This window comes from Allosaccharopolyspora coralli, assembly GCF_009664835.1.
In the GTDB taxonomy this organism is placed as follows: Bacteria; Actinomycetota; Actinomycetes; order Mycobacteriales; family Pseudonocardiaceae; genus Allosaccharopolyspora; species Allosaccharopolyspora coralli.
In genome coordinates, this window is the sequence record NZ_CP045929.1 from 3,439,998 (window position 1) to 3,462,757 (window position 22,760).

A 22,760-nucleotide genomic window follows, 5' to 3' on the forward strand; every position below is an offset into this window, starting at 1 on the left:
CCTGCGCCCTTTCCATCTTGATCTTGAGAGTCTCAGAGCGCATTGTGGAACCTGGGTAGGTGGTCCAGTACCGCCGCCCCGGAGCCCCTCACCGTGTCGCGGCTGGTCACGTGTGAGGGCGTGCCCTACGGGCACACATGCCAGTTCCCAGGCGCCCCGTCAGCGGCGGCGGACGCCGTCGGCGAGCTCCGCCGCGAGCGCGCCGACACCGGCGGTTCCTTCGGCACGGGCGCGCGTGACGAACTCGGAACCGACGATGACCCCGTCGGCGAACGAGGCGACCTCGGCGGCCTGCTCACCGTTGCGCACACCGAGTCCGACACCCACCGGAAGATCCGTGTACGCCTTGGTCCGGCGCACCAGACCCGCCGCCTGGCTGCCCACCGAGTCCCGGGCGCCGGTCACTCCCATCACCGAGGTCGCGTAGACGAACCCGGAGCCTGCCTTGACCGTCATGGCGATGCGTTCCTCGGTGGAGGCGGGCGCCACCAGGAAGATCCGGTCCAACCCGTGCTGCTGCGAGGCCGACAGCCACTCCTCGGCCTCGTCGGGCACCAGGTCGGGGGTGATGAGTCCGAGCCCGCCCGCGGCGGCGAGGTCCCGGGCGAACGCGTCCGGGCCGTAGTGGTGGATCGGGTTCCAGTAGCTCATCACGACCGCGCTGCCCCCGGCGGCGGCGACGGTGGAGACGACGTCGAAAAGGTCCCGGACCCGGAACCCGGCCTTGCGGGCGTCGTCGCTGGCGGCCTGGATCGTCGGCCCGTCGATCACCGGGTCGGAGAACGGCAGTCCCACCTCGACGAGGTCGCAACCGGGCCGCTCCGCCGTCCCGGCGATCATCGCGCCGAGCAGGTCCTTCGATTCTTCGACCGAGGGGAACCCTGCGGGCAGGTACCCGATGAGTGCCGCGCGGTTCTCGGCCCGGCAGGTGGTGAAGACCTCGTTCAGACTCACCGGGATTCCTCCTGTGGTTCCTGCGCGCGTCCCTCGTCGTCGACGAGTCCGAAGTGCTTCGCGGCGGTGTCCATGTCCTTGTCGCCGCGGCCGGACAGGCTCACCACGATCAGCCCGTCGGGGCCGAGCTCCCTGCCGAGCCGGAGCGTGCCGGCAAGGGCGTGGGCGGACTCGATCGCCGGGATGATGCCTTCGGTCCGGGACAGCAGCTGGAAGGCGTGCATGGCCTCGTCGTCGGTGACCGAGCGGTACTCGGCACGCCCGGAGTCCTTGAGGTAGGAGTGCTCGGGGCCGACGCCCGGGTAGTCCAGGCCCGCCGAGATCGAGTACGCCTCGATGATCTGCCCGTCGGCGTCCTGCAACAGATAGGACCGCGCCCCGTGCAGCGTGCCGGGCGCCCCCTCGCTCAGGGTCGCGCCGTGCTCACCACTGTCGATTCCGTGGCCTGCGGGTTCGAAGCCGACCAAGCGCACGTCGGGGTCGTCGATGAAGCCGTGGAACATGCCGATCGCGTTCGAGCCGCCGCCGACGCACGCGGTGACCGCGTCCGGCAGCCTGCCGGTCATCGCGAGCGTCTGCTCCCGGGCCTCCTCACCGATGATGCGATGGAAGTTGCGCACCATCACCGGGAACGGGTGCGCCCCGGCCGCCGTGCCCAGCAGGTAGTGCGTGTGGTCGACGTTGGTTACCCAGTCGCGCAAGGCCTCGTTGATGGCGTCCTTGAGGGTGGCCGACCCGTTCGCGACGGGCCGGACCTCGGCGCCGAGAAGCTTCATGCGGGCGACGTTGAGGGCCTGCCGCTCGGTGTCGACCTGGCCCATGTAGACCACGCACTCCAACCCGAGCAGCGCGCACGCGGTCGCGGTGGCGACACCGTGCTGGCCTGCGCCGGTCTCGGCGATGACGCGGCGCTTGCCCATCCGCTTGACCAGCAGCGCCTGCCCCAGCACGTTGTTGATCTTGTGCGAGCCGGTGTGGTTGAGGTCCTCGCGCTTGAGCAGGATCCGCGCGCCACCGGCGTGTTCCGCGAACCGCTGCGCCTCGGTGAGCAGCGACGGCCTGCCCGCGTAGTCCCGCAGCAACCGCGCCAGCTCGTTGACGAACTCGGGGTCGCGCTGCGCCTTGTCGTACTCGGCGGCGAGTTCGTCCTGGGCGTGGATGAGCGCCTCCGGCATGAACCGGCCGCCGTACGGGCCGAAGTGGCCGCGTTCGTCCGGGTCGTGCCCCTCGGGCACCGGTTTGCCGGGCCGGTGCGCCCGAGCGTTCTCCGCCTCCGGTGCGTCCCGCACAGGGCCCATCAGCTGCACTCCTCTCTGCGGCGCGCGCAGGTCCTACCGGCTCGGCCGCGGGCACGCCGGGTGCGACCCGGCGGTGACGAGCTGCGTGACGGCCGCGCGCGGATTGTCGCTGGTCACGAGCCCTTCACCGACGAGAACGGCGTCCGCGCCGGACCCGGCGTAGGCCATCAGGTCGCTGGGACCGCGCACCCCGGACTCGGCGATCTTGAGCACTTCGTGCGGCAGTCCCGGTGCGATGCGGCCGAACACGTCCCGGTCGACCTCCAGGCTGTGCAGGTTCCGCGCGTTGATCCCGACGACCTTCGCGCCCGCCTCCAGCGCCCGGTCGGCCTCCTCGGCGGTGTGCACCTCGACCAGCGCGGTCATCCCGAGGGACTCGACGCGGTCGAGCAGTGCCGCCAGCGCGACCTGCTCCAGCGCGGCGACGATGAGCAGCACCATGTCGGCACCGTGCGCGCGGGCCTCGTGCACCTGGTAAGGGCTGACGATGAAGTCCTTGCGCAGCAACGGGGTGGTGGGCACCTTCGCGCGGACCGCGTCGAAGTCGGCGAGCGATCCGCCGAAGCGGCGCTGCTCGGTGAGGACGCTGATGACCCGGGCACCGGCCTCCGAGTAGCCGGCCGCGAGGTCCTTCGGCTCCCCGATGTCGGCGAGATCGCCCTTGGACGGGCTGCGTCGCTTGACCTCCGCGATCACCCCGACTCCCGGCGAGCGCAGCGCGGCCATGACGTCGTGCGCGGGCGCTGCCGCCGCCGACCGCTGCTTGATCTCGTCGAACGGGACCGCGGCCTCGCGGACAGCGAGATCTTCGCGCACGCCGTCGATGATGGACTCGAGCACGCTCACGCGAGCACCTCGCCCCGCCCCGTCGTCGCGCCACCCGTGCGGGCGGACGCGGCCGGGATCCTCAACCGAAGCGTGTGGTGTGCGCAGATGCGTTCCTTGCGCTCGATCACGACACTCCCCTTCCCGTCGTGCCGTTCGCAGAGCCGATGCTAAACCTGCCCGTCATGCCCCGTTTGCAAGGGGTGGGTCCAACGTCCCAGTACAGCAAGGACCTTCGGTCCTGAGGCTTTGTGGAACTTGGGCGGGTGGTCCGGTACCGCCGAGGCTGGACACGTATGAGGCGTGCCCTACGGGCACACAAGCCAGTGCCCGATGCACTCTGACGCCGCGCCGCCGATCAACCCCGGCGATCGTCCTCGGTGCCGCCGGCTCGTTCGTCGGTCGGGTCCTCGCCGGAGTCCAGCGCGTCCCACCAGCGCTTGTCCGGGTCGCCTTCGGCGCGAGCCGACGAGCCCGGGGCGTCGTAGCGCGCCCCCATTCCCGCCATCCGGTGTGCGGCGACCAGCACCCACAGCCCCGCGACCAGCAGTAGCGCCGCCGCGACGAGGACGAGCAGCGGGCCGTACACCGGTAGCTGCGCCGAACCGAGCGGCGTGCTGCCCGCCGGAACGTCCCGCGACGAGGCCGTTCCGTCCGCGAACCACGACACGGTCCGCCACGCCAGGACCGCCCCTGCTGCCACCACCAGCAGACCCATGAGTCTGCGCAGGATCCCGGACGTCGCGAGCACCGCGGCCACCGCCGCCAGCGTCGCCAGCGCGACCGGGACGAGTTCCGGACGGGCGGCGGCCCCGGCCACCGGGAAGTCCTGGTCGCCGGTGAACGGTGTGCGCCACCGCTGTTCGACCCACACCAGCCCACTCGCGCCCCAGCTCGCGGCGGCTCCGGCGAGCATCAGGAGCACGACGATCCACAATGGACGCCGAGGCGGGGCTGCTGCGGTCTCAGACCTCGGCACGATCCGCCCCGTTCCCTGCGGCCGGCGCACCGGTTTCCGGGCGGCGCAGCGTCTCGGCCGTGGCTACCGCGTTGAGCACCGCACGCGCCTTGTTCAGACACTCCTGGTCCTCGGCGACCGGGTCCGAGTCGGCGACGATGCCGCCACCGGCCTGCACGTAGGCGCGACCGCCCTTGACGAGCGCGGTGCGGATCGCGATCGCGGTGTCGGCGTCCCCGGCGAAGTCCAGATACCCGACGACACCGCCGTACTGGGCACGCCGTGTCGGTTCCAGTTCCTCGATGATCTGCAACGCGCGCGGTTTCGGTGCCCCGGAGAGAGTTCCCGCCGGGAAGCACGCCGTCACCGCGTCGAAAGCGGTGCGGTCCTCGGCGAGCGTTCCGGTGACGGTCGAGACGATGTGCATCACGTGGCTGTAGCGCTCGATGCGGAAGAAGTCGACGACGTGCACCGAACCCGGACGGCACACCCGCCCGAGGTCGTTGCGGCCGAGGTCCACCAGCATCAGGTGCTCGGCTCGTTCCTTGTCGTCGTTGAGGAGTTCCTTCTCCAGCGACGCGTCCTCGTCGTCGTCGGCGCCGCGCCACCGGGTGCCCGCGATCGGATGCGTGGTGGCCTGGCCGTCCCGGACGGTCACCAGCGACTCCGGGCTCGAACCGACGATCTCGAACGGCTCCGCGCCGGGTTCCGGCGCCTCCAGCCGCAACAGGTACATGTACGGGCTCGGATTCGTGGTCCGCAGCACCCGATAGACGTCGAGCGCGTCGGCCCCGGTGTCCATCTGGAACCGCTGCGAGACGACGACCTGGAACGCCTCCCCGGCCCGGATCGCCTCCTTCGCCGACTCCACCGCCTCGACATGCTCGGCCTGCGACCGGGTGCGCTCGAAGTCCGGCCGCGGGCGGGAGAACGTCGCCACCGTCGGCTCCGCGGACCGGCACAACTGCTCGGTCATCGTGTCGAGCCGCCGCACCGCGTCGTCGTAGGCCGCGTCCACCCGCTCCGGCGAGTCGTCCCAGTTCACCGCGTTCGCGATGAGTGTGATCGTGCCCTCGTGATGGTCCAGCGCGGCGAGATCGGTGGCCAGCAGCATCACCAGCTCGGGGATCCGCAGGTCGTCCTCGGTCTCGTCCGGCAGACGTTCGAGCCTGCGAACGATGTCGTAGCCCAGGTAGCCGACCATGCCGCCGGTCAGCGGCGGCATGCCGGGCAGCGGGTCGGTGTGCAGCAACCGCACCGTCTCCCGCAGCGCCTCCAGCGGATCGCCGCTCTGCGGCAACCCGACCGGCGGCGTCCCGGTCCAGTGCGCCTCGCCGTCTCGGGAGGTCAGCGCCGCCGCGCTGCGGGCACCCACGAACGACCAGCGCGACCACGAACGGCCGTTCTCGGCGGACTCGAACAGGAACGTGCCCGGGCGATCACCCGCCAGCTTGCGGTACACGCCGAGCGGGGTCTCGTCGTCCGCGAGCAGCTTGCGCACCACCGGGATGACCCGACGATCTGCCGCGAGCGCGCGGAACTCCTCCCGGGTGGGGCTGACACTGCCGATGTCACCGTCGCCGACCATGCCCGCCATTGTGCCGGTCCGCCCGTGCTCGACCTCGACGGACCGGCCTTTGCGGCGCGCGCGGCCCACCCGCGAGGATGGTGGTGTGACCAGCAGCACCGACGACACCGCGCCGGGAACCCGGCGACGAGGGCGGCGCGGCGGCGGCCAGGACACCCGGGAAGCCTTGCTGCGTGCTGCGCGAGAAGTCTTCCCCGTCGAGGGCTACGACCGCGCGACCGTGCGCACCATCGCCCGCCGGGCCGGGGTGGATCCGGCGATGGTCAACCACTGGTTCGGGGGCAAGGAGAACCTGTTCACCGCGTCCGTGGCGATCCCGGTCAACCCCGCGAGCATCGTGCACGAGTTCGTCACGGGTGATCCCGACCGGATCGGCGAGCGGATGGTGCGCCGGTTCGTCACCGTGTGGGACGAAGCCGAGGGCGGCTCGTTCACGGCACTGTTGCGCAGCATCACCGCCACCGAAGAGGCGAGCCGGATGCTGCGCGAGTTCCTCACCACCTCACTGTTCGGCAGGCTGACCCGGGAACTCGAAGTGGACCAGCCGCAGATGCGGGCGGCGCTGTGCGGGACGCAGATGGCCGGGCTCGGGCTCATGCGCTACGTGCTGCACCTCGAACCGCTCGCCTCGGCGGACCGCGAACGCGTCGTGGCCGCGATCGCGCCGACGCTGCAGCGCTACCTCACCGGCGACATCGACGGCGTGGCGTGACCACTCGGCTCAGCGGGTGCGCCGATGAATCCGCATGCCGGTACTCGAGGCGAGGCCGACACCGCGAGCGGCAGGGCGGGACGCTGGCGAACGAGCGTCACCACAGCGCACAGACAACGTCTCACTCGGCAGCGAGAAGCACGTCGGCGTCGAAGCAGGTGCGGTCCCCGGTGTGGCAGGCCGCGCCCTGCTGGTCGACGACCAGGAGCACGGTGTCACCGTCGCAGTCCAGCCGCACCTCGTGCACGTGCTGGGTGTGCCCCGAGGTCTCGCCCTTCACCCAGTAGGAGCCGCGGCTGCGGGAGAAGTACGTGGCCTTGCGGGTCGTGAGTGTGCGGTGCAGCGCGGCATCGTCCATCCACGCGACCATGAGCACCTCGCCGGTGTCCTTCTGCTGCGCCACGGCGCACACGAGTCCCGCCGCGTTGCGCTTGAGCCTGGCCGCGATCGCCGGATCCAGCTCTCCGTCCACTGTAGAACTCATCGGACGGTGATCCCGTCCGCGCGCATCGCGCTCTTGACCTCGCCGATCGTCAACTGTCCGAAGTGGAACACGCTCGCCGCCAGCACCGCGTCGGCTCCCGCGTGCACCGCCGGGGCGAAATGCTCGACCGCGCCGGCTCCACCGCTGGCGATCAGCGGCACCTCCACCGCGGCCCGCACGGCACGAATCATCTCCAGGTCGAAACCGGACTTCGTGCCATCGGCGTCCATCGAGTTCAACAGGATCTCGCCGACACCGAGATGCTGCGCCTCCGCCGCCCACTCGACCGCACAGATCCCCGTCCCCCGGCGACCGCCGTGCGTGGTGACCTCGAAACCCGACGGCGTCGGCGTGCCCCCCTCCGGCACCCGGCGAGCATCGGCGGAGAGCACGACGCACTGAGCGCCGAAGCGCTGCGAACACTCCCGCAGCAGTTCCGGCCGCGCGATCGCCGCCGTGTTCAGGCTGACCTTGTCCGACCCGGCCCGCAACAGACGGTCGATGTCCTCGGGGCTGCGCACACCCCCGCCGACCGTGAGCGGGATGAACACCTCCTCTGCGGTCCGCCGCACCACGTCGTAGGTGGTCTCCCGGTCCGACGACGACGCCGTCACGTCCAAGAACGTCAGCTCGTCGGCGCCCTCACCGTCGTAGACCCGGGCCAGCTCGACGGGATCGCCCGCGTCGACGAGGTTGGTGAAGTTGACACCCTTGACGACCCGCCCCTGGTCGACGTCCAGGCAGGGGATCACGCGCACCGCAACGGCCATGCCCCCAGGGTAGACACCGCTGCCCCCGCACGGAGGACGGCTACCGTGGGGGCGTGCACTCGCTGACGAACATCCTCGCGGACTCGAAGTACCTGCTGCTCACGACGTTCCGCCGCACCGGACAACCGGTCTCGACGCCGGTGTGGGTCGCACCCGACGGCGGCAGCCTCGCGGTCTGGACGGTCCGGGACTCCGGCAAGGTCAAGCGGATCCGGCGCAGTGGCGCGGTCGAACTCGCGCCATGCGACGTCCGGGGTGTTCCGCACGGACCGTCGGTGCGGGGCCGCGCGATGACGCTCGACGAACCCGATACCCGGCGCGTCGAGCGGCTCCTCGTCCGCAAGTACGGACTCGTCGCGCGGCTCTACGTCCGGCTCAGCCACCGCCGTCGCGGCCGCGACGGCACCGTCGGCGTCAGCATCACCGTCGACCCCCGCTGACCCCCGGCGCACACACCAGACGAGGCGAAAGTGCCGTTCGCTCCACCCGACGGGCGCGCATCTCATGAGGCGAAAGTGCCGTTCGCCCCACCAGACGAGGCGAAAGTGCCACTCGCCCCACCCGAAGGGCGCGCATCTGATGAGGCGAAAGTGCCGTTCGCCTCACGAGACGAGGCGAAAGTGCCGTTCGCCCCACCAGACGAGGCGAAAGTGCCGCTCGCCCCACCAGAAGGGCGCGCATCTGATGAGGCGAAAGTGCCACTCGCCCCACCCGAAGGGCGCGCATCTCATGAGGCGAAAGTGCCGTTCGCCCCACCAGACGAGGCGAAAGTGCCGCTCGCCCCACGAGACGAGGCGAAAGTGCCGCTCGCCCCACGAGACGAGGCGAGAGTGCCGTTCGCCTCAGGTGCGGTGGTGGGCTCAGCGGACGGCGGCGAGGGCTTCCTCGAGGGTGAAGTTGCCTGCGTAGAGGGCCTTGCCGACGATGGATCCCTCGACGCCGTCCGGCGCGAGCCGCGACAACGCCACCAGGTCGTCCACACTGGACACCCCGCCGGAGGCGACGACGGGAGCGTCGGTCCGCGAGCAGACCTCACGCAGCAGCTCCACGTTCGGCCCCCGGAGCGTGCCGTCCTTGCTCACGTCGGTGACGACGTAGCGCCGGCACCCTGCGGCGTCCAGCCGTGCGAGCACCTCCCACAGGTCGCCGCCGTCCTTGGTCCAGCCCCGCGCGGCGAGCCGGTGGCCTTCGTCGGTGATCCGCACGTCCAGCCCGACGGCGACGCGTTCACCGTGCTCGGCGACGACGCGGGCGGTCCACTCCGGGTCTTCGAGCGCTGCGGTGCCGAGGTTGACGCGCTCGCAGCCGGTGGAGAGCGCGGCCCGCAGCGAGGCGTCGTCGCGGATCCCGCCGGAGAGTTCCACCCGCACGTCGAGCTTGGCGACGGCTTCGGCGAGCAGCTCCCGGTTCGCGCCGCGACCGAAGGCGGCGTCCAGGTCGACGAGATGGATCCACTCCGCGCCCGCGCGCTGCCACGTGAGCGCGGCCTCCAACGGATCGCCGTAGGAGGTCTCGGTACCGGCGGCTCCCTGGACCAGGCGCACGGCCTGCCCCTCGGCCACGTCAACAGCGGGAAGCAGAGTGAACGTCACGCCGCAACCCTACGACGCGCGAGCGCTCGCCGATGACCAGGGTTCACACCGTGGAACGCCTGCTCATCGCTTCTGTTGGCCGGAGCGGTGAGCGAGGAAGAACGGGACCGCGAGCACCAGCAGCGCGAGGACGACCACCAGCCAGCCGGGCACCCCGGCCTGCACGAGATACGTCGCCGAGAAGCCCGCGATCATCCCGAACGCCAGCAGCAGCGCGACCAACTTCGCGGCCCCGTCGGGCCGCATCAGACCGTGGCGCCTCACAGACTCTTCAACCAATTCCGCAGTAGGTGGGATCCGGCGGCGCCGGATTTCTCGGGGTGGAACTGCGTGGCCGTCAGCGCGCCGTTCTCGACGGCGGCAAGGAACGGTCCGCCGTGGTCCGCCCAGGTGAGCATGGCGGGGGCGATGGCCTCCGACGGTGCGAGTTCCCAGCGCTGCGCGGCGAACGAGTGCACGAAGTAGAACCGGGTGTGCGGGTCCATGCCGTCGAAGAGCACCGAGCCCTGGGGCGCGCGGACGTCGTTCCACCCCATGTGCGGCAGCACGTCGGCGGGGAGCCGTTCGACGGCGCCCGGCCACTGGCCCACACCGTCGGCCTTGACGGAGTGCTCGACGCCACGCTCGAACATCACCTGCATCCCGACACAGATGCCGAGCACGGGGCGATCGCCCGCGAGCCGGTGGTCGATGATCTTGTGGCCGTCGACGGCGAGCAGCCCGCTCATGCAGGAGGCGAACGCGCCCACACCGGGGACGACGAGGCCGTCGGCCTCGCTCGCGGCACGGCGGTCGGCGGTCACCTCGACGTCAGCGCCCGCATGCGTCAGGGCGCGCTCGGCGGAGCGGAGATTGCCCGATCCGTAATCCAGTACGACGACTCGTGCCACCTCACCAGGCTAAGAGGATGCGCGGGTCGCTCTGCGTCGGGGGTTGCGTGGCACCAACGCAGATCAACGCGCCCAGCCAGCCGCGAGGTGAGGTTCCGCTGCCGGACCACCCACGCAGACCGATCCGCGCGCCCTGCCGGCCGTTCATGCGACGTCCCGTGCCTGTGTCCCCTTCGTCTCGTCGACGCCCCAGGTCAGGATGCGGCGCGGGCGGATCCGGATCACGTCGTCGCCGTTGTCGCCGCCGCCGGAGAGCGCCGCTGCCGTCCCCCGGATCTCCACGCCGCGCGTCGTCCACGGCTTGCGGGAGACGAGATCGTCGACGACGAACGTCACCCGCTCGTCGCCCTGCACGTTGCGCCATTTCTGGCTGTCCGCAAGACCGAAGCCGTAGACGTCGATCGTCGTCCCGTCCGGGCCGAGGTGCACGAGCACCGGGCGGGCCTGCGGTGCCCCCGACGGGCTCAAGGTGCACAGCCGTCCGAGTGTCTGCGACCGCAGGTATTCCGCCTCCGCCGGTGTGAACGCCATCCGTGTCCCTCTCCCGGGCTCGTCACCGGAAGAACGCCCGGAGTGACGAGGCGATCTGCTTCGGTGTGAGCCCGTGTGCCGTGTCGTGGTCCTCGATGTCGCCGTAGTCCCGGAGTTCATTGTCGCGGGTCACCCCCAGGGACAGCACGCGGTGCGGCAGGTCGTGCAGCGCGTCGTCGACGACGTGCGCGGAGGTTCCGGCGAGGTACGGCTCCACGAGCGCCACGTCCGGCGCCGCGAGCTTCGCGGCCGCACGCAGCGTGCGGTGGTCGAACGGACGGACCGTCGCCGCGTACAGGACGCTGACGTCGAGGTTCGCGGTCGCCTCGAGCACCGGGTCCAGCATCGGCCCGACCGCGAGCACCACTCCGGTCCCGCCGCTACGGACGCGCACCAGGCCCGGCCCGGTGGCGACGGGTTCGGAATTCTGCCGCTCCGACATCCGCAGGTACACCAGTCCGTCACCGCTGAGCGCGGTGCGCAGCAGCGGGTCGAGCTCGTCTGCGTGGCCGGGCACGTGAATCGTCCAGTGCGGCAGCGTGTCGAGGAGCGCGACGTCGCCGGGCGCCATGTGCGTCCGGCCGGCGAACGGATAGTCGTAGGAGCCTCCGGTGCTCACCAGCACCGCCCCGACACCCTGGTGGTTGAGGTCCAGCTTGAGCTGTTCGAACGGGCGCTCGACCGCGAACGGCGTGATCGTGTGCACGACGGGTCGCATTCCGGCGAGCGCGAGCCCACCGGCGGTGCTGACGAGCAGCTGTTCGCGGATCCCGACGTTGAGCACCCGGTCCGGGTGACGGGCCTGGGCTTGCTCGAACCGGTCGGAGGAGATGTCGGCGAGAACGACGGCGAGGTTCGCTTGGTCGTCCAGTGCCCGGTCGACGGTGTGCACGAACCGTTCCCGCATGGTCGTGGCAGGTGTTTCGGTGGTGGTCATGGTGGTCTCTCCCTGAGAGGTCAGTTTCGGGGTTCGACTCGCGCGACGACCGCGAGCGGCCGGTCGTGACGGGTGTCGGTGAGGGCTCGGTACAGCGCGGAGTGGTCTCGTCCGTCGACGGTGTGAGCGGCCCAGCCCTCCCGGGCGAAACGCTCGGCGATCCCGTCCGGCCAGCCGTGCGTGGCGGACTGGTTGTCCACGACGACAGTGGTGAGGCTGCCGAGCCCCGCGCGGCCCGCGTAGGCGATGGCCTCGTGGTTGCTGCCCTCGTCGAGTTCGGCGTCTCCGACGAGCACCACCACGCGGGGGTCGTGCTTGGCCCGAGCGCGGAGCCCGAGCGCGGTCCCCACCCCCAGCGGGAGACCGTGCCCGAGCGAGCCGCTGCCGATCTCGGCACCGGGCACGAGTACCCGGTCCGGATGGAACCCCAGCCGGGAGCCGACCGTTCCCCACCCGTCGAGTTCCTCCGGAGCGAAGAAGCCTTTCGCGGCGAGCACCGCGTAATAGGCCATCGGACCGTGGCCCTTGGAAAGCAGGAATCGGTCTCGGTCGGCGTCGTCGACCCGGTCGGAGGAGACCGAGAGAATCCGGTCGTAGAGCACCCACAGGACGTCGAGCGTCGAGGTGGCGGCGTTGTCGTGTTTCTCGTCCCCGGTCATGCGCGCCATCAGCGGCCGGAGGTCGTCGTAGCCGAACTCGGTGCGCTCGGCGGTCGGTGTCGTCGTCATGAGACCCAGCCTGAAACTTCGAGTTCGCTGGAAGTCAAGGAATTCCGAACCGAAATACTTCGACTGCACTTGAAGTTTTCGCTAGGATGGCCCCGTGTCGAAGCTTCCGAACCTGTTGTCCATCGGCGAGGTCTCCCACCGCAGCGGTGTCGCCCAGACGGCCTTGCGGTTCTACGAGGAACGCGGCCTCATCCGTTCCACCCGCACCGGCGGCAACCAACGGCGGTACGAGCGCCAGGTCCTGCGCAGGCTCGCGTTCATCCGGGCGGCGCAACGCGTCGGCCTCAACCTGGAACAGATCGGCGAGGCACTCGCGACGCTGCCCGAGGACCACGCTCCCACCAAGGCCGACTGGACACGACTGTCCCGAACCTGGCGGGACGAACTCGACGCGCGAATCGACGGTTTGCAGCGGCTGCGGGACAACCTCACCGGCTGCATCGGCTGCGGCTGCCTGTCGTTGCGCACCTGCGCACTGAACAACCCCGACGACGAACTCGCCGAGTTCGGCCCCGGCTCGTCCCGCCTGCGCCCCCGAGCCGACAACGCCTCTTGAGCGCGCCGACGACGGCACACACCCGGAAAGAGCACACATCCCGACGAGAGGTCAGTGCCCGTCTGTGATCGTGTTCTGATGCGCGTCAGGGCATGGTCTCGCGTGCTCAGCCCGAGCACGGTGAGAAGCTCCGGTGTTCCAGGTTGTCGCTCGCAAGGCCGGGGCCGCCGCTGCGTACGTGCTGGTACTCGAGGCGACCCCAACACCGCGAGCGACAAGCTGGGACGCCGGTCAGCGACCACCACCGCAGGTCAATAACAGCCTCTCAGAACCGGGGCGCCAGTTTCCACAGCGCTCCTTCGAGTTCCTCGCTGAAAGTGGGGAATGGATGGATCACGTCCGTGGTGTCGGTGATGGGGATTTCTGAGCGAAGAGCTTGGGAAAGCTCGGAGATCCATTCCTCGGCTCGACCTCCGGTGGCGGTCGCCCCGAGCAGGGTGCCGGTGTGCGGATCTGCGATCAGTTTGAGCCAGCCCTGTGTCGTGCCGTCGATGGTGGCGCGGACGGTGTCGGATACGGCAGCTGTCGCGATCACCGGTTCGGTGCCTGCTTGCCGAGCGGAGGCTTCCGTGTGTCCGACGGATGCGAACGTCGGGTCGGTGTAGACCGTCCGCGGCAGGGCCCGGTAGTCGGTTCGCACCGGCCTACCTGCGAGGTTCGCCGCCACGACCCGCCCTTGGTAGTGCGCGGTGTGGGTGAACGGGGCTGGGCCTGCGGCGTCGCCGATGGCCCACACATTGTCCGTTCCGGTGACACGACAGTGCTCGTCGGTCGGGAGAAACCCTCTCTCGTCGGGCACTACGCCCAGGGTGTCGAGGCCGATGTCGGTCGTGGCGGGTGTGCGGCCGGTGGCGAACAGGAGTGTGTCGGCCGCGACGGAGTACTCGGTGTCGAGGAGGACACGGGTGCGTCCTTCCTGTGTCTGCACTTCGCTGGCCGTCGTGCTGAGTGCTACCTGCACGCCGAGTCCTTCGAGGGTGTCGGCCATCTGTTGCGAGGCTTCGGGTTCCTCTCGGGGGATCAGTCGGGAGGCGCGTTGTACCAGCGTGACCGTGCAGCCGAAAGCGGCGAACAGGTACGCCATCTCGCAACCCACGGGGCCACCGCCCACGATGACGAGCGAGTCGGGGTACTCCGCGGTGCTCATCGCATGTTCACTGGTCCACGCGGCGATGTCGTCGAGGCCGGGGATGTCGTCGGGCACGGTCGGTGTCGATCCCGTGTTGAGCACGAGGTCGCGATAGCCGATCTCCTCACCGTCCACCGTCACCACGCCTGGCCGGGCGATCCGGCCGTGACCACGGACCAACGTGGCGCCGGTCTCGGCCAGAGCTGCCGCGCCGGCGCTGTCGTCCCGGTCGTGCACCAGGCGGTCGCGGCGTCGAACGGCTTGGTCGTACGCCTGCCGGGCCGAGACTCCGCCGGTGAACAGGTCGGTGAACTGGCCGTGCGCTGCGAGTCGCCACGTGGCAGCGGTCTGCAACATCGCCTTGCTGGGTACGCAGGCGAAAAAGGGGCAGTGGCCGCCCACGAGGCCGGACTCGATCACCGCCACGGATCCGCCGGGCACCGATCCCCAGATCATCTTCGCGCCGGCCCCGCCACCGAGGATGACGACATCGAACGATCGCATGGTCTGCCCTCTCGATTCGAGGCCGCACACCGGTCTCGTGCGCGAAGCTAACACTCACACTCGAGAGCCGCCGATCGCCGACGCGAGCAGCCCGCTCCGCCGCTGCTGAACGCGAACAGCGCGAACCCGCCGAAGATCGAGGCACTCAACGGCGGAGGTCAGGCGGGGGCCCAGAGGTAGAGCATCTCGGGGCGGCCGACGCCGCCATACTGGGGTCGGCGCACCACCATGCCGTGCTCGACGAGGTGTTCCAGGTAGCGCCGAGCAGTCACCCGGGAGACTCCCGCGGCCTCGGAGACCACCCCGGCGGGAGCCCCCTCGGGCCGCGCCCGCAGCGACGCGACGACCTCGGAGAGCGTTTCTTCCGCCATGCCCTTCGGCAGCGGCGTCCGTTCGGTGCCGCGCAGCGCGGCCAAGGCGAGGTCGATCTCGCCCTGCCCGCGCGCGTCTCCTTCCCCGCCGAGTCCGGCGCGGAACTTCGCGTACTGCTCCAACTTCTCCCGCATCGCGGCGAACGTGAACGGCTTGAGCAGGTACTGCACCGCACCGCTGGACACCGAGGCCCGCACCACCTGCAGATCGCGCACCGAGGTCACCACGATCACGTCGGTCTCGCTGCCCGCCGCGCGCAGACCACGCGCCACCTGAAGACCGTCCATGTCGGGAAGATGCAGGTCGAGCAGGACGAGATCCACGGGCGTGCGCTCGAGGAAGTGCAACGCCTCGCCACCGGTCCGGGCACGGCCGGCGACCTCGAACCCGGCGATCCGCTCGACGTAGCGCTCGTGCGCCTCACCGGCGACGGGATCGTCCTCCACCACCAGTACCGAGATCATGACGCGTCCCCAGGCAGTCGCGCGGTGAACACCGCGCCCCCATCCGCGCCGGTCTCCACGGAGATCGCGCCGCCGTAGCGGCGTACCGCCTGTCCCACCAGCGCCAGACCGAGCCCGCGACCGCCGGATTTCGTCGACCAGCCGCGGTCGAACGCGCGCCGCGCCGCTTGTGCGTCGAGGCCGCTCCCGTTGTCGGCGACCCGGATCAGCAGGCCGTCGTCGCCCCCGCGCACGGTCACCGACACCGCCGGGGTTCGCGGCTCCGGCCGGTCCAGCGACGCGTCCACCGCGTTGTCCACCAGATTCCCGAGGATCGTCACCAGGTCGCGTGCGGCGAACCGCTCGGTGACATTCTCCGCCACCGTCGTGTCGTCGGTGAGCGTGACCGCCACGCCCCGCTCGTGCGCCTGAGCCGACCGCCCGAGTAGCACCGCCGCGAGCACCGGCTCTCCGATCGCGCCGACGACGGTGTCGGTGAGCCGCTGCGCGAGTTCCAGTTCGGCGGTCGCGAACTCGACCGCTTCCGACGGCCGGTCGAGTTCGATCAGCGACACCACGGTGTGCAGCCGATTCGCGGCCTCGTGCGCCTGCGAGCGCAGCGACTCGGAAAACCCGCGCACGGTGTCGAGCTCTCCGGTCATGGCCTGCAGTTCGGTGTGGTCGCGCAAGGTCACGACGCTGCCCTGGTCGCGACCTCCGCTGCGTACCGGAGAGACGTTGAGCAGCAGGACGCGATCGTCGGTCAGGTGAACCTCGTCCCGCACGGTCCCGCCGGACCGCAGGGCCTTCGCGAGATCCTCGGCGAGACCGAGTTCGTCCACTGTGCGCCCCTCGACCTCCGATGGTCGTTGCGACAGCAGGACGGCGGCACCGTCGTTGCACAACGTCACCCGCCCCGTGGGCGAGACGAGCAACAGTCCTTCGCGCACCGCGTGCAGGATCGCGTCGTGGTGGTCGACCCGCCGACGCAGCTCGACGGCTCCGAGTTCCCCGGTGTGCCGCCGCAATCGCGCACTGACCCAGTAGGTCGCGAGTCCGCCGACAGCGAGTGCCGCCAACGCCACCCCCACCAGTGGCAACACTTGCGCGCGCACTTCGTTGGTGAGTACTCGCACGGTGATCCCGACGCTCACGAGCGCCGAGACCCGCCGTTGCGGATCGAGCACGGGAACGACCGCACGCACCGAAGGGCCGAGCGTGCCGGTGTAGGTCTCGGTGAACACGCGACCGGACCTCGCCTGCGCGGTGTGCCCCAGGAACGGCTTGCCGATGCGCGCCGGATCCGGGTGGGTGAACCGGATCCCCGCCGGGTCCATGATCGTGACGAAGTCCGCCCTCGTCTCGGACCGCACGTCCTCTGCCACCTCCTGCAACGTCGCGGACGGGTTCTCGGCCCGCACCGCCTCCCGGACGTGCGGCGAGGCCGCGAGCGCCTGTGCGAGCGCGACGACCTCTCCGCGCGCCGCTTCCTCGGTCCGGCGCACGCCGTCCACGTAGGCCAGAACCACGCCGGCGAGGACGACACACGTCACGACGACGACCTGCAGCACGAACAACTGCCGAGCGAGGCTCCATCCGTCGACGAAGCGGGCGGGGGACCGAGTCTGACGCACGAGTGACCTGCAACCAGCCGATGAACGAAATGAACACAACAGTGACGCGCGGCCGAACGATGGCCGATAGTCACTCCGCACCATAACGGCGTGAGCTGCGACACGGCGGGCGCCTCGTACCCGCACGAGGAGGACATCAGGTGGCAAGCAACGACGCCGCGACCGGAACCGCGGAGAGCACACCCGCCCGCAGGGACCGGACGCACTTTCTGTACATCGGAGTCATCGTGGCGGTACTGGCGGGTGTCGCCGTCGGGTTCGTCGCGCCGGAGCTCGGTAAAGCGCTCAAACCGCTGGGAACCGGGTTCGTCGACGTCATCAAAATGATGATCTCGCCGATCATCTTCTGCACGATCGTGCTCGGTGTCGGCTCGGTACGCCAGGCCGCGAAGGTCGGCAAGGTCGGCGGTCTGGCCTTGCTCTACTTCACCGTGACGACGGTGGTCGCGCTGACGCTGGGGTTGATCGTCGGCAACTTCCTGGACCCGGGACAGGGCCTGCAAGTCACCGACGAGCTGCGCGGCGCAGGCGTCGAACAGGCCGGTGAGGGATCCGAGTCCACCACCGACTTCCTGCTCGGCATCATCCCGACGTCGCTGGTCTCGTCGCTGACCGAGGGCGAAGTGCTGCAGACGCTGCTCGTGGCACTGCTGACCGGGTTCGCGTTGCAGATGATGGGCTCGACCGGCGAACCGATCCTGCGCGGAATCGAGCATCTCCAGCGCTTGGTCTTCAAGATCCTCGCGATGGTGATGTGGGCGGCACCCGTGGGTGCCTTCGGCGCGATCGCGGCCGTCGTCGGCGCGACCGGACTCGATGCACTCAAAAGCCTCGGCATCATCATGCTCGGGTTCTACCTGACCTGTGTGGCGTTCGTCTTCGCGGTGCTCGCGCCGCTGCTGTGGTTCCTTGCGAAGGTCAACATCCTGTCGCTGCTGCGCTACCTCGGCCGCGAGTACCTGCTGATCGTGTCGACGTCGTCGTCGGAGACAGCACTGCCCCGCCTCATCGGAAAGATGGAGCACATGGGCATCAGCAAGCCGGTCGTCGGCATCACCGTGCCCACCGGCTACTCGTTCAACCTGGACGGCACCGCGATCTACCTGACGATGGCCTCACTGTTCATCTCGAGCGCGCTGGGCGACCCGTTGAGCGTCGGCGAACAGGTCTCGTTGCTGGTGTTCATGATCATCGCGTCGAAGGGCGCCGCCGGTGTCAGCGGCGCCGGACTCGCCACCCTGGCGGGCGGCCTGCAGTCGCATCGGCCGGAGTTGCTGGACGGTGTCGGTCTCATCGTCGGTATCGACCGTTTCATGTCCGAGGCACGCGCCGTGACGAACTTTACCGGCAACGCGGTGGCCACGGTCATTCTCGGGGCCTGGACCAGGGAAATCGACCGGGACAAGATGCACGATGTCCTCGCCGGCCGGGATCCGTTCAACGAGAGCACGATGACGGACGAGCCCGCGGCGGAGCCGGGCGACGACCCGGGCCCGGACAAGGAGAAGGCCCTCGCGAACTGATCGCGCACGCAGAACGGCGCCTCTCTCCACTTCGGACAGCGGCGCCGTTCCGGCGCGTCGGACTCGATGCACCGAGATCGGATCACAGCAGCCAGAGCACTCCGCCGACTGCGGCGAGCACCGCCGCGGCGGCGAGAATGCCGGCCATCAGCTTCGTCGTCTTCCACAGCGCGTACACCCCGCCGAGGAGAAACCCGGCAACGGCGAACAGCAGCAGTGGCGCGTATTCCTGCACGGAACGACCGTACCGGAGTGGAGGCGGGGATCAGGACGCCCGACCGTCCTCCAGCACGCTCTTGAGTGTGGTCAACGTGGTGCGGATGTTGCGACGCTGGAAGTCGGCGAACAGCGAGCCTCGCGTGGCCGCCTTGTCGAACGCCGCTGCCACGAAGTCCGGCCACCGGCGATCATCGGTCCAGGTTTCGGTCACGCGGGTTCCGCCGTCCACCGACTCGAACCGGTACTCCCACGTCGCGACGCGCCCGGGAAGACGCGGCGTCCGCAGCCCGATGGCGTGCACCCGGAAGGCGAAACGCGTCCCCCGCTCGGCGGCGGTCACCGTGCACCGCGTGGTCCAGTGGAACCGGCCGCGCTTGTTGTGCCCGTCGAAGACCGTGCCCACCCGGACCTCGTCCGGCACGGTGGCGCCCCGGTTCTCCGGACTCCAGCGGCCCATCTGCGCAGGGTCGCTGACCTGGTCGTAGATCGTCGTCGGGTCGGCTGCGACGACGATGCTGTCCGAGACGGTCGTGGTCCGCGCCATGGCTGTGCTCCGAATCTCTGTGGGGTACGGGGATCTCTGGTGTGCTGAGTGTCTGGTGTGCGAGGAGTCACTCGCGTGGACGGAGACCGTCCACGAGGTCGGCGACACCGGTGGCGATCGCGTCCGGAACCTGGTCTTCCGGCAACACGCCACCGGCCGCCAGGCCTGCGATGCCGTGGACGAGGGCGAACACCGAGAGCCCGATCCGCTCGACGTCGCCGTCGACGACCTGTCCCTGGGCCCGCGCGTCGACGATGATCGCGATCGGCGCCGCACACGCCTCGCGCGCGGCGGCGCCCACGTCGTCTCGTGCGTGCTTGCGTGCCCACATGAGGTGGAGCAATTCGGGATTGGCCACCGAGAAGCGCACATAGGCTTCCGCGAACATGGCGAGCTGGTCGGTGAAGGAGCCATCGACTCGCACCGCGCGCAAGGCGGCGCCGAGTCGTTCGAACCCGGTGAGCGCGAGCGCGTCGAGAAGGTCGTTGCGGTCTCGGAAATGCCGCCGCGGCGCCGCGTGGCTGACGCCGGCGTCACGCGCGAGCTCCCGCAGCGACAGTGCGTCTACTCCGTCCTCGGCCACGGTGCGCTCGGCGTGTTCCAGCAGCGCCGTGCGCAAGTCGCCGTGGTGGTACCGCCGTGCCATGCGGCGGAGTGTAGCGCAATGTTTCCATTGACAGCATTGTTGTCAATGCCTACTTTACGGGTATGGCCGACTCACGCTGGACCACCGCAGACATGCCCGCACTCCACGGCCGCACTGTCGTCGTCACGGGCGCGACCAGCGGCGTCGGCCTCGCCACAGCGAGAGCGTTCGCACGTGCCGGAGCCCACGTGGTCCTCGCCGTGCGCGATCCCGTCAAGGGCAAGACAGCCGCGCGCGCCGTCGGCGGCAGCAACGAGGTCCGCCTGCTCGACCTCGCCGATCTCGCCTCGGTGCGTGCGTTCGGACAGGACTGGCACGGGCCGCTCGACATCCTCGTCAACAATGCCGGAATCGCGATGGTCCCGGAATCGCGGACGAAGGACGGATTCGAGAAGCAGTTCGGCACCAACCACCTCGGCCACTTCGCGCTCACCAACGCGCTGCTACCGCACATCACCGACCGGGTCGTCACGCTCTCGTCCGGCGCGCACCGCGCCGGCACGATCCACTTCGACGACTTCGACCTGCGCCGCAACGGCTACGGCATGATCAAGGCCTACGGGCAGTCGAAACTCGCGAACCTGTTGTTCACCCTCGAACTCCAGCGCCGCCTGCACCACGCAGGCTCACCGGTCCGCTCAATGGCAGCCCATCCCGGCTACTCGGCCACCAACCTCGGCACACCAGGCCGCGCCAAGGTGCTCGTGGAGGCGGTCCACCTGGCGGGGCGACTTCTCGCCCAGACGAGCACGCAAGGTGCACTGCCCACGTTGTTCGCCGCTACCCAGGACCTGCCCGGCGCCAGCTACGTCGGACCCGACGGCCGCTCCGAGATGCACGGTCACCCCACGCTGGTCGGCCGCTCCGCCGAAGCCAGCGACGTCACCACCGCACAACGCCTCTGGACCGCCTCGGAAAAACTCACCGGCGTCCCCGCAGGCATCGGAGCCCTCGACTCGTAACCGGCCGCGCGGCGCCAGTCGCTCCGCTCTCCCCACGTACGTGGTCTTTCCGCTCTCCCCACCACGTACGCAGCCCAGCCACCGGCGGGTTCTCAGCGCCCTCCTCGCGAGGACAGCGATATCGCCGCGTAGGCCGCTACTCAAGAGATCGATCCCGCAGCGAGGAGGGCGCTGAGGTTCCGCTACCCGACCCCCCAGCCAAGACCTTCTAGCAGAAGTTCTCAGTCACAGGGCGCCTTTGGTGGAGGGGATCACGCCGGCGAAACGCGGGTCCGGTTCGACTGCGGCCCGCAGCGCGCGGGCGGCGGCCTTGTACTGGGCCTCGGCGATGTGGTGCGGGTCGCGGCCGTGGATCACCCGCACGTGCAGCGCGATCTGCGCGTGGAACGCCAGCGACTCGAACACGTGCCGGTTGAGCACGAACGGGTAGTTCCCGCCGATGGTGAACGCGTCGTACTTCTCCGGTTCACCGGTCAGCACACAGTACGAGCGGCCGGAGACGTCGACGGCGGCGTGCGCCAAGGTCTCGTCCATCGGGATCCACGCGTCCCCGAACCGACGGATGCCCTTCTTGTCCCCGAGAGCCTCGCGCAACGCCTGCCCGAGCACGATCGCGGTGTCTTCGACGGTGTGGTGCGCGTCGATGTGCACGTCGCCCTTGGCGCGCACGGTGAGGTCGAACGCGGCGTGCGTGCCGAGCGACGACAGCATGTGGTCGTAGAACGGGACGCCGGTGTCGACGTCGGCGGTGCCGGTGCCGTCGAGATCGACCTCGACCAGCACCGAGGACTCGCGGGTACTGCGTTCGACCCGCCCGGTGCGCGTTCCCGGTTCGAAGGTGGTCACGAAAGCTCCTCGGTCACGGTGCGGCAGGCGTCCAGGAAAACGTCGTTCTCCTGCGGGGTGCCGACGGTCACCCGCAGGTGCCCCGGAATTCCGACGTCACGGATGAGCACGCCGGAGTCGAGGTAGCGCTTCCACGCCCGGTGCGCGTCGTCGAAGTGTCCGAAAAGGACGAAGTTGGCGTCGCTGTGCACCGGGGAGAAACCCATGTCCCGCAACGCTTCCACCACACGGTCGCGCTCGCCGGAGAGCGCCTGCACCGACCCCAGGGTTTCCCGCGCGTGGCCCAGTGCGGCGCGGGCGGCGGCTTGTGTCTGCGCCGACAGGTGGTACGGCAGCCGCACGAGCAGCAACGCCTCGACGACCGCGGGGGCTGCGGCGAGATACCCGAGCCGTCCACCCGCGAAGGCGAACGCCTTGCTCATGGTGCGGCTGACGACGAGCTTCGACGGGTACTGCTCGATGAGCTCGACAGCGCTCGTGCGCGAGGAGAACTCCACGTACGCCTCGTCGACGACCACCACCCCCGGTGCGGCGTCCAGGATCGTCCGCAGCTCGTCGAGACCGATCGACTGCCCGGTCGGATTGTTGGGGCTGGTCACGAACACCACGTCCGGCCGGCGCTCGGCGACGATCCGCGCGGCCTGCGCCGCATCCAGGCCGAAGTCGGCACGACGCGGAGCGGGCAGCCACTCCGTGCGCGTCCCGGACGCGAGAATCGGGTGCATCGAGTACGACGGCTCGAACCCCAGCGCCGTGCGCCCGGGCCCGCCGAAGACCTGCAACAGCTGCTGCAGCACTTCGTTCGAGCCGTTCGCCGCCCACACGTTGTCCGCCGAGACGTTCACCCCGGTGGCACCGCTGAGGTACGCGGCGAGGTCCTCACGCAGCGCGACCGCGTCGCGATCCGGGTACCGGTGCAGCTCGCCCGCGATCTCCTGCACGGCGGCGGTCACGTCGGCGACCAGCTCCGGCGACGGGGGGTACGGATTCTCGTTGGTGTTGAGCCGCACCGCCACGTCCAACTGGGGAGCGCCGTACGGGCTGCGCCCGCGCAGGTCGTCGCGCAGCGGGAGGTCGGCGAGCGTGACGTCGCCACCGATCACGTCGGTCATCGA

The 22,760-nt window shown here is 69.9% G+C and carries 26 protein-coding genes; 5 read left to right on the forward strand and 21 right to left on the reverse strand.

The features are described 5' to 3' along the window. Positions 1–159: 159 nt before the first annotated feature. The 5 genes from trpA to GIY23_RS16075 all read right to left on the reverse strand — a co-directional run bounded on the left by trpA (position 160) and on the right by GIY23_RS16075 (position 5,623). Positions 160–954: a tryptophan synthase subunit alpha gene (gene trpA / locus GIY23_RS16055; protein WP_154077407.1), complete on the reverse strand. Its 795-nt coding sequence runs from the start codon at positions 952–954 to the stop codon at positions 160–162. Then, a complete protein-coding gene (gene trpB / locus GIY23_RS16060) occupies positions 951–2,252 on the reverse strand; it encodes a tryptophan synthase subunit beta (RefSeq protein WP_154077408.1) in 1,302 nt (433 codons plus the stop codon). Before trpB ends, trpA begins: the two co-directional genes overlap by 4 nt. A gap of 33 nt (positions 2,253–2,285) precedes the next feature. Beyond that, entirely contained in the window at positions 2,286–3,098 is an 813-nt protein-coding gene (gene trpC, locus GIY23_RS16065; RefSeq protein ID WP_154077409.1) for an indole-3-glycerol phosphate synthase TrpC, read from the reverse strand. 337 nt (positions 3,099–3,435) lie between these two features. Continuing rightward, the gene (locus GIY23_RS16070) at positions 3,436–3,993 is read right to left on the reverse strand and encodes a Trp biosynthesis-associated membrane protein (RefSeq protein ID WP_154078900.1); all 558 of its coding nucleotides are present in this window, start codon (positions 3,991–3,993) and stop codon (positions 3,436–3,438) included. Positions 3,994–4,042: 49 nt separating this feature from the next. After that, a complete protein-coding gene (locus tag GIY23_RS16075; protein WP_154078901.1) occupies positions 4,043–5,623 on the reverse strand; it encodes an anthranilate synthase component I in 1,581 nt (526 codons plus the stop codon). An 85-nt stretch (positions 5,624–5,708) separates the two neighbouring features. On the opposite strand from GIY23_RS16075, the gene GIY23_RS16080 reads away from it, so the two are divergent. After that, positions 5,709–6,335, forward strand: coding sequence for a TetR/AcrR family transcriptional regulator (locus tag GIY23_RS16080; protein ID WP_154077410.1), 627 nt, complete (start codon positions 5,709–5,711; stop codon positions 6,333–6,335). Between the two features lie 121 nt (positions 6,336–6,456). Here the strand turns inward: GIY23_RS16080 and hisI are convergent, their stop codons facing one another. Then, on the reverse strand, positions 6,457–6,807 hold the full coding sequence (gene hisI, locus GIY23_RS16085; protein WP_187352179.1) for a phosphoribosyl-AMP cyclohydrolase: 351 nt from the start codon (positions 6,805–6,807) through the stop codon (positions 6,457–6,459). An 8-nt stretch (positions 6,808–6,815) separates the two neighbouring features. Further along, entirely contained in the window at positions 6,816–7,589 is a 774-nt protein-coding gene (hisF, locus tag GIY23_RS16090; protein WP_154077412.1) for an imidazole glycerol phosphate synthase subunit HisF, read from the reverse strand. A 53-nt stretch (positions 7,590–7,642) separates the two neighbouring features. On the opposite strand from hisF, the gene GIY23_RS16095 reads away from it, so the two are divergent. Beyond that, positions 7,643–8,029 (forward strand): PPOX class F420-dependent oxidoreductase, encoded by a 387-nt coding sequence (locus GIY23_RS16095; protein WP_154077413.1) that lies wholly within the window; start codon positions 7,643–7,645, stop codon positions 8,027–8,029. A gap of 420 nt (positions 8,030–8,449) precedes the next feature. Here GIY23_RS16095 and priA read toward each other — a convergent pair whose 3' ends face one another. The 6 genes from priA to GIY23_RS16125 form a co-directional block, all read right to left on the reverse strand. Further along, positions 8,450–9,181, reverse strand: a complete 732-nt coding sequence (gene priA / locus GIY23_RS16100) for a bifunctional 1-(5-phosphoribosyl)-5-((5-phosphoribosylamino)methylideneamino)imidazole-4-carboxamide isomerase/phosphoribosylanthranilate isomerase PriA (RefSeq protein ID WP_154077414.1) — start codon at positions 9,179–9,181, stop codon at positions 8,450–8,452. A gap of 63 nt (positions 9,182–9,244) precedes the next feature. Then, the gene (locus tag GIY23_RS16105; protein ID WP_154077415.1) at positions 9,245–9,427 is read right to left on the reverse strand and encodes a hypothetical protein; all 183 of its coding nucleotides are present in this window, start codon (positions 9,425–9,427) and stop codon (positions 9,245–9,247) included. A gap of 14 nt (positions 9,428–9,441) precedes the next feature. After that, positions 9,442–10,071 carry an imidazole glycerol phosphate synthase subunit HisH gene (gene hisH, locus GIY23_RS16110; RefSeq protein WP_154077416.1) on the reverse strand — a complete coding sequence of 210 codons (630 nt, stop codon included), beginning with the start codon at positions 10,069–10,071 and terminating at the stop codon, positions 9,442–9,444. A 144-nt stretch (positions 10,072–10,215) separates the two neighbouring features. Next, the gene (locus GIY23_RS16115) at positions 10,216–10,602 is read right to left on the reverse strand and encodes a PPOX class F420-dependent oxidoreductase (RefSeq protein WP_154077417.1); all 387 of its coding nucleotides are present in this window, start codon (positions 10,600–10,602) and stop codon (positions 10,216–10,218) included. 22 nt (positions 10,603–10,624) lie between these two features. Beyond that, the gene (locus GIY23_RS16120; protein ID WP_154077418.1) at positions 10,625–11,539 is read right to left on the reverse strand and encodes a transketolase family protein; all 915 of its coding nucleotides are present in this window, start codon (positions 11,537–11,539) and stop codon (positions 10,625–10,627) included. A 20-nt stretch (positions 11,540–11,559) separates the two neighbouring features. Further along, positions 11,560–12,267 carry a thiamine pyrophosphate-dependent enzyme gene (locus tag GIY23_RS16125; RefSeq protein WP_154077419.1) on the reverse strand — a complete coding sequence of 236 codons (708 nt, stop codon included), beginning with the start codon at positions 12,265–12,267 and terminating at the stop codon, positions 11,560–11,562. Positions 12,268–12,361: 94 nt separating this feature from the next. Here GIY23_RS16125 and soxR point away from each other — a divergent pair, with 94 nt between their 5' ends. Continuing rightward, positions 12,362–12,823 (forward strand): redox-sensitive transcriptional activator SoxR, encoded by a 462-nt coding sequence (gene soxR / locus GIY23_RS16130; protein WP_154077420.1) that lies wholly within the window; start codon positions 12,362–12,364, stop codon positions 12,821–12,823. A gap of 265 nt (positions 12,824–13,088) precedes the next feature. Here soxR and GIY23_RS16135 read toward each other — a convergent pair whose 3' ends face one another. From GIY23_RS16135 to GIY23_RS16145, 3 genes are all read right to left on the reverse strand, one after another. Next, positions 13,089–14,456 (reverse strand): dihydrolipoyl dehydrogenase family protein, encoded by a 1,368-nt coding sequence (locus GIY23_RS16135; protein WP_154077421.1) that lies wholly within the window; start codon positions 14,454–14,456, stop codon positions 13,089–13,091. A gap of 158 nt (positions 14,457–14,614) precedes the next feature. Beyond that, positions 14,615–15,292, reverse strand: coding sequence for a response regulator (locus GIY23_RS16140; RefSeq protein WP_154077422.1), 678 nt, complete (start codon positions 15,290–15,292; stop codon positions 14,615–14,617). Beyond that, positions 15,289–16,905 carry a sensor histidine kinase gene (locus tag GIY23_RS16145; RefSeq protein WP_228717324.1) on the reverse strand — a complete coding sequence of 539 codons (1,617 nt, stop codon included), beginning with the start codon at positions 16,903–16,905 and terminating at the stop codon, positions 15,289–15,291. The genes GIY23_RS16140 and GIY23_RS16145 overlap by 4 nt, the downstream gene beginning before the upstream one ends. A 140-nt stretch (positions 16,906–17,045) precedes the next feature. Here GIY23_RS16145 and GIY23_RS16150 point away from each other — a divergent pair, with 140 nt between their 5' ends. Next, positions 17,046–18,428, forward strand: a complete 1,383-nt coding sequence (locus GIY23_RS16150; protein WP_154077424.1) for a cation:dicarboxylate symporter family transporter — start codon at positions 17,046–17,048, stop codon at positions 18,426–18,428. An 82-nt stretch (positions 18,429–18,510) separates the two neighbouring features. On the opposite strand, the gene GIY23_RS22690 is transcribed toward GIY23_RS16150, so the two are convergent. From GIY23_RS22690 to GIY23_RS16160, 3 genes are all read right to left on the reverse strand, one after another. Beyond that, positions 18,511–18,663, reverse strand: a complete 153-nt coding sequence (locus GIY23_RS22690; protein ID WP_187351912.1) for a hypothetical protein — start codon at positions 18,661–18,663, stop codon at positions 18,511–18,513. Between the two features lie 30 nt (positions 18,664–18,693). Further along, positions 18,694–19,191 carry an SRPBCC family protein gene (locus tag GIY23_RS16155; protein WP_154077425.1) on the reverse strand — a complete coding sequence of 166 codons (498 nt, stop codon included), beginning with the start codon at positions 19,189–19,191 and terminating at the stop codon, positions 18,694–18,696. A 67-nt stretch (positions 19,192–19,258) separates the two neighbouring features. Beyond that, on the reverse strand, positions 19,259–19,837 hold the full coding sequence (locus GIY23_RS16160) for a TetR/AcrR family transcriptional regulator (RefSeq protein WP_154077426.1): 579 nt from the start codon (positions 19,835–19,837) through the stop codon (positions 19,259–19,261). A gap of 62 nt (positions 19,838–19,899) precedes the next feature. On the opposite strand from GIY23_RS16160, the gene GIY23_RS16165 reads away from it, so the two are divergent. Then, a complete protein-coding gene (locus tag GIY23_RS16165) occupies positions 19,900–20,799 on the forward strand; it encodes an oxidoreductase (protein ID WP_154077427.1) in 900 nt (299 codons plus the stop codon). A gap of 225 nt (positions 20,800–21,024) precedes the next feature. Here the strand turns inward: GIY23_RS16165 and hisB are convergent, their stop codons facing one another. After that, the gene (hisB, locus tag GIY23_RS16170) at positions 21,025–21,645 is read right to left on the reverse strand and encodes an imidazoleglycerol-phosphate dehydratase HisB (protein WP_154077428.1); all 621 of its coding nucleotides are present in this window, start codon (positions 21,643–21,645) and stop codon (positions 21,025–21,027) included. Continuing rightward, entirely contained in the window at positions 21,642–22,757 is a 1,116-nt protein-coding gene (locus tag GIY23_RS16175; RefSeq protein ID WP_154077429.1) for a histidinol-phosphate transaminase, read from the reverse strand. The genes hisB and GIY23_RS16175 overlap by 4 nt, the downstream gene beginning before the upstream one ends. Between the last annotated feature and the right edge of the window lie 3 nt (positions 22,758–22,760).

Bases quoted from the DNA above. Each gene is read 5' to 3' on its own strand.
- trpB (WP_154077408.1), bottom strand. From the start codon at position 2,252: ATGGGCCCTGTGCGGGACGCACCGGAGGCGGAGAACGCTCGGGCGCAC.
- GIY23_RS16070 (WP_154078900.1), bottom strand. From the start codon at position 3,993: ATGCTCGCCGGAGCCGCCGCGAGCTGGGGCGCGAGTGGGCTGGTGTGG.
- GIY23_RS16075 (WP_154078901.1), bottom strand. From the start codon at position 5,623: ATGGTCGGCGACGGTGACATCGGCAGTGTCAGCCCCACCCGGGAGGAG.
- hisF (WP_154077412.1), bottom strand. From the start codon at position 7,589: ATGGCCGTTGCGGTGCGCGTGATCCCCTGCCTGGACGTCGACCAGGGG.
- GIY23_RS16105 (WP_154077415.1), bottom strand. From the start codon at position 9,427: ATGCGGCCCGACGGGGCCGCGAAGTTGGTCGCGCTGCTGCTGGCGTTC.
- GIY23_RS16115 (WP_154077417.1), bottom strand. From the start codon at position 10,602: ATGGCGTTCACACCGGCGGAGGCGGAATACCTGCGGTCGCAGACACTC.
- GIY23_RS16120 (WP_154077418.1), bottom strand. From the start codon at position 11,539: ATGACCACCACCGAAACACCTGCCACGACCATGCGGGAACGGTTCGTG.
- GIY23_RS16125 (WP_154077419.1), bottom strand. From the start codon at position 12,267: ATGACGACGACACCGACCGCCGAGCGCACCGAGTTCGGCTACGACGAC.
- GIY23_RS16135 (WP_154077421.1), bottom strand. From the start codon at position 14,456: ATGCGATCGTTCGATGTCGTCATCCTCGGTGGCGGGGCCGGCGCGAAG.
- GIY23_RS16140 (WP_154077422.1), bottom strand. From the start codon at position 15,292: ATGATCTCGGTACTGGTGGTGGAGGACGATCCCGTCGCCGGTGAGGCG.
- GIY23_RS16155 (WP_154077425.1), bottom strand. From the start codon at position 19,191: ATGGCGCGGACCACGACCGTCTCGGACAGCATCGTCGTCGCAGCCGAC.
- GIY23_RS16160 (WP_154077426.1), bottom strand. From the start codon at position 19,837: ATGGCACGGCGGTACCACCACGGCGACTTGCGCACGGCGCTGCTGGAA.
- GIY23_RS16165 (WP_154077427.1), top strand. From the start codon at position 19,900: ATGGCCGACTCACGCTGGACCACCGCAGACATGCCCGCACTCCACGGC.
- GIY23_RS16175 (WP_154077429.1), bottom strand. From the start codon at position 22,757: ATGACCGACGTGATCGGTGGCGACGTCACGCTCGCCGACCTCCCGCTG.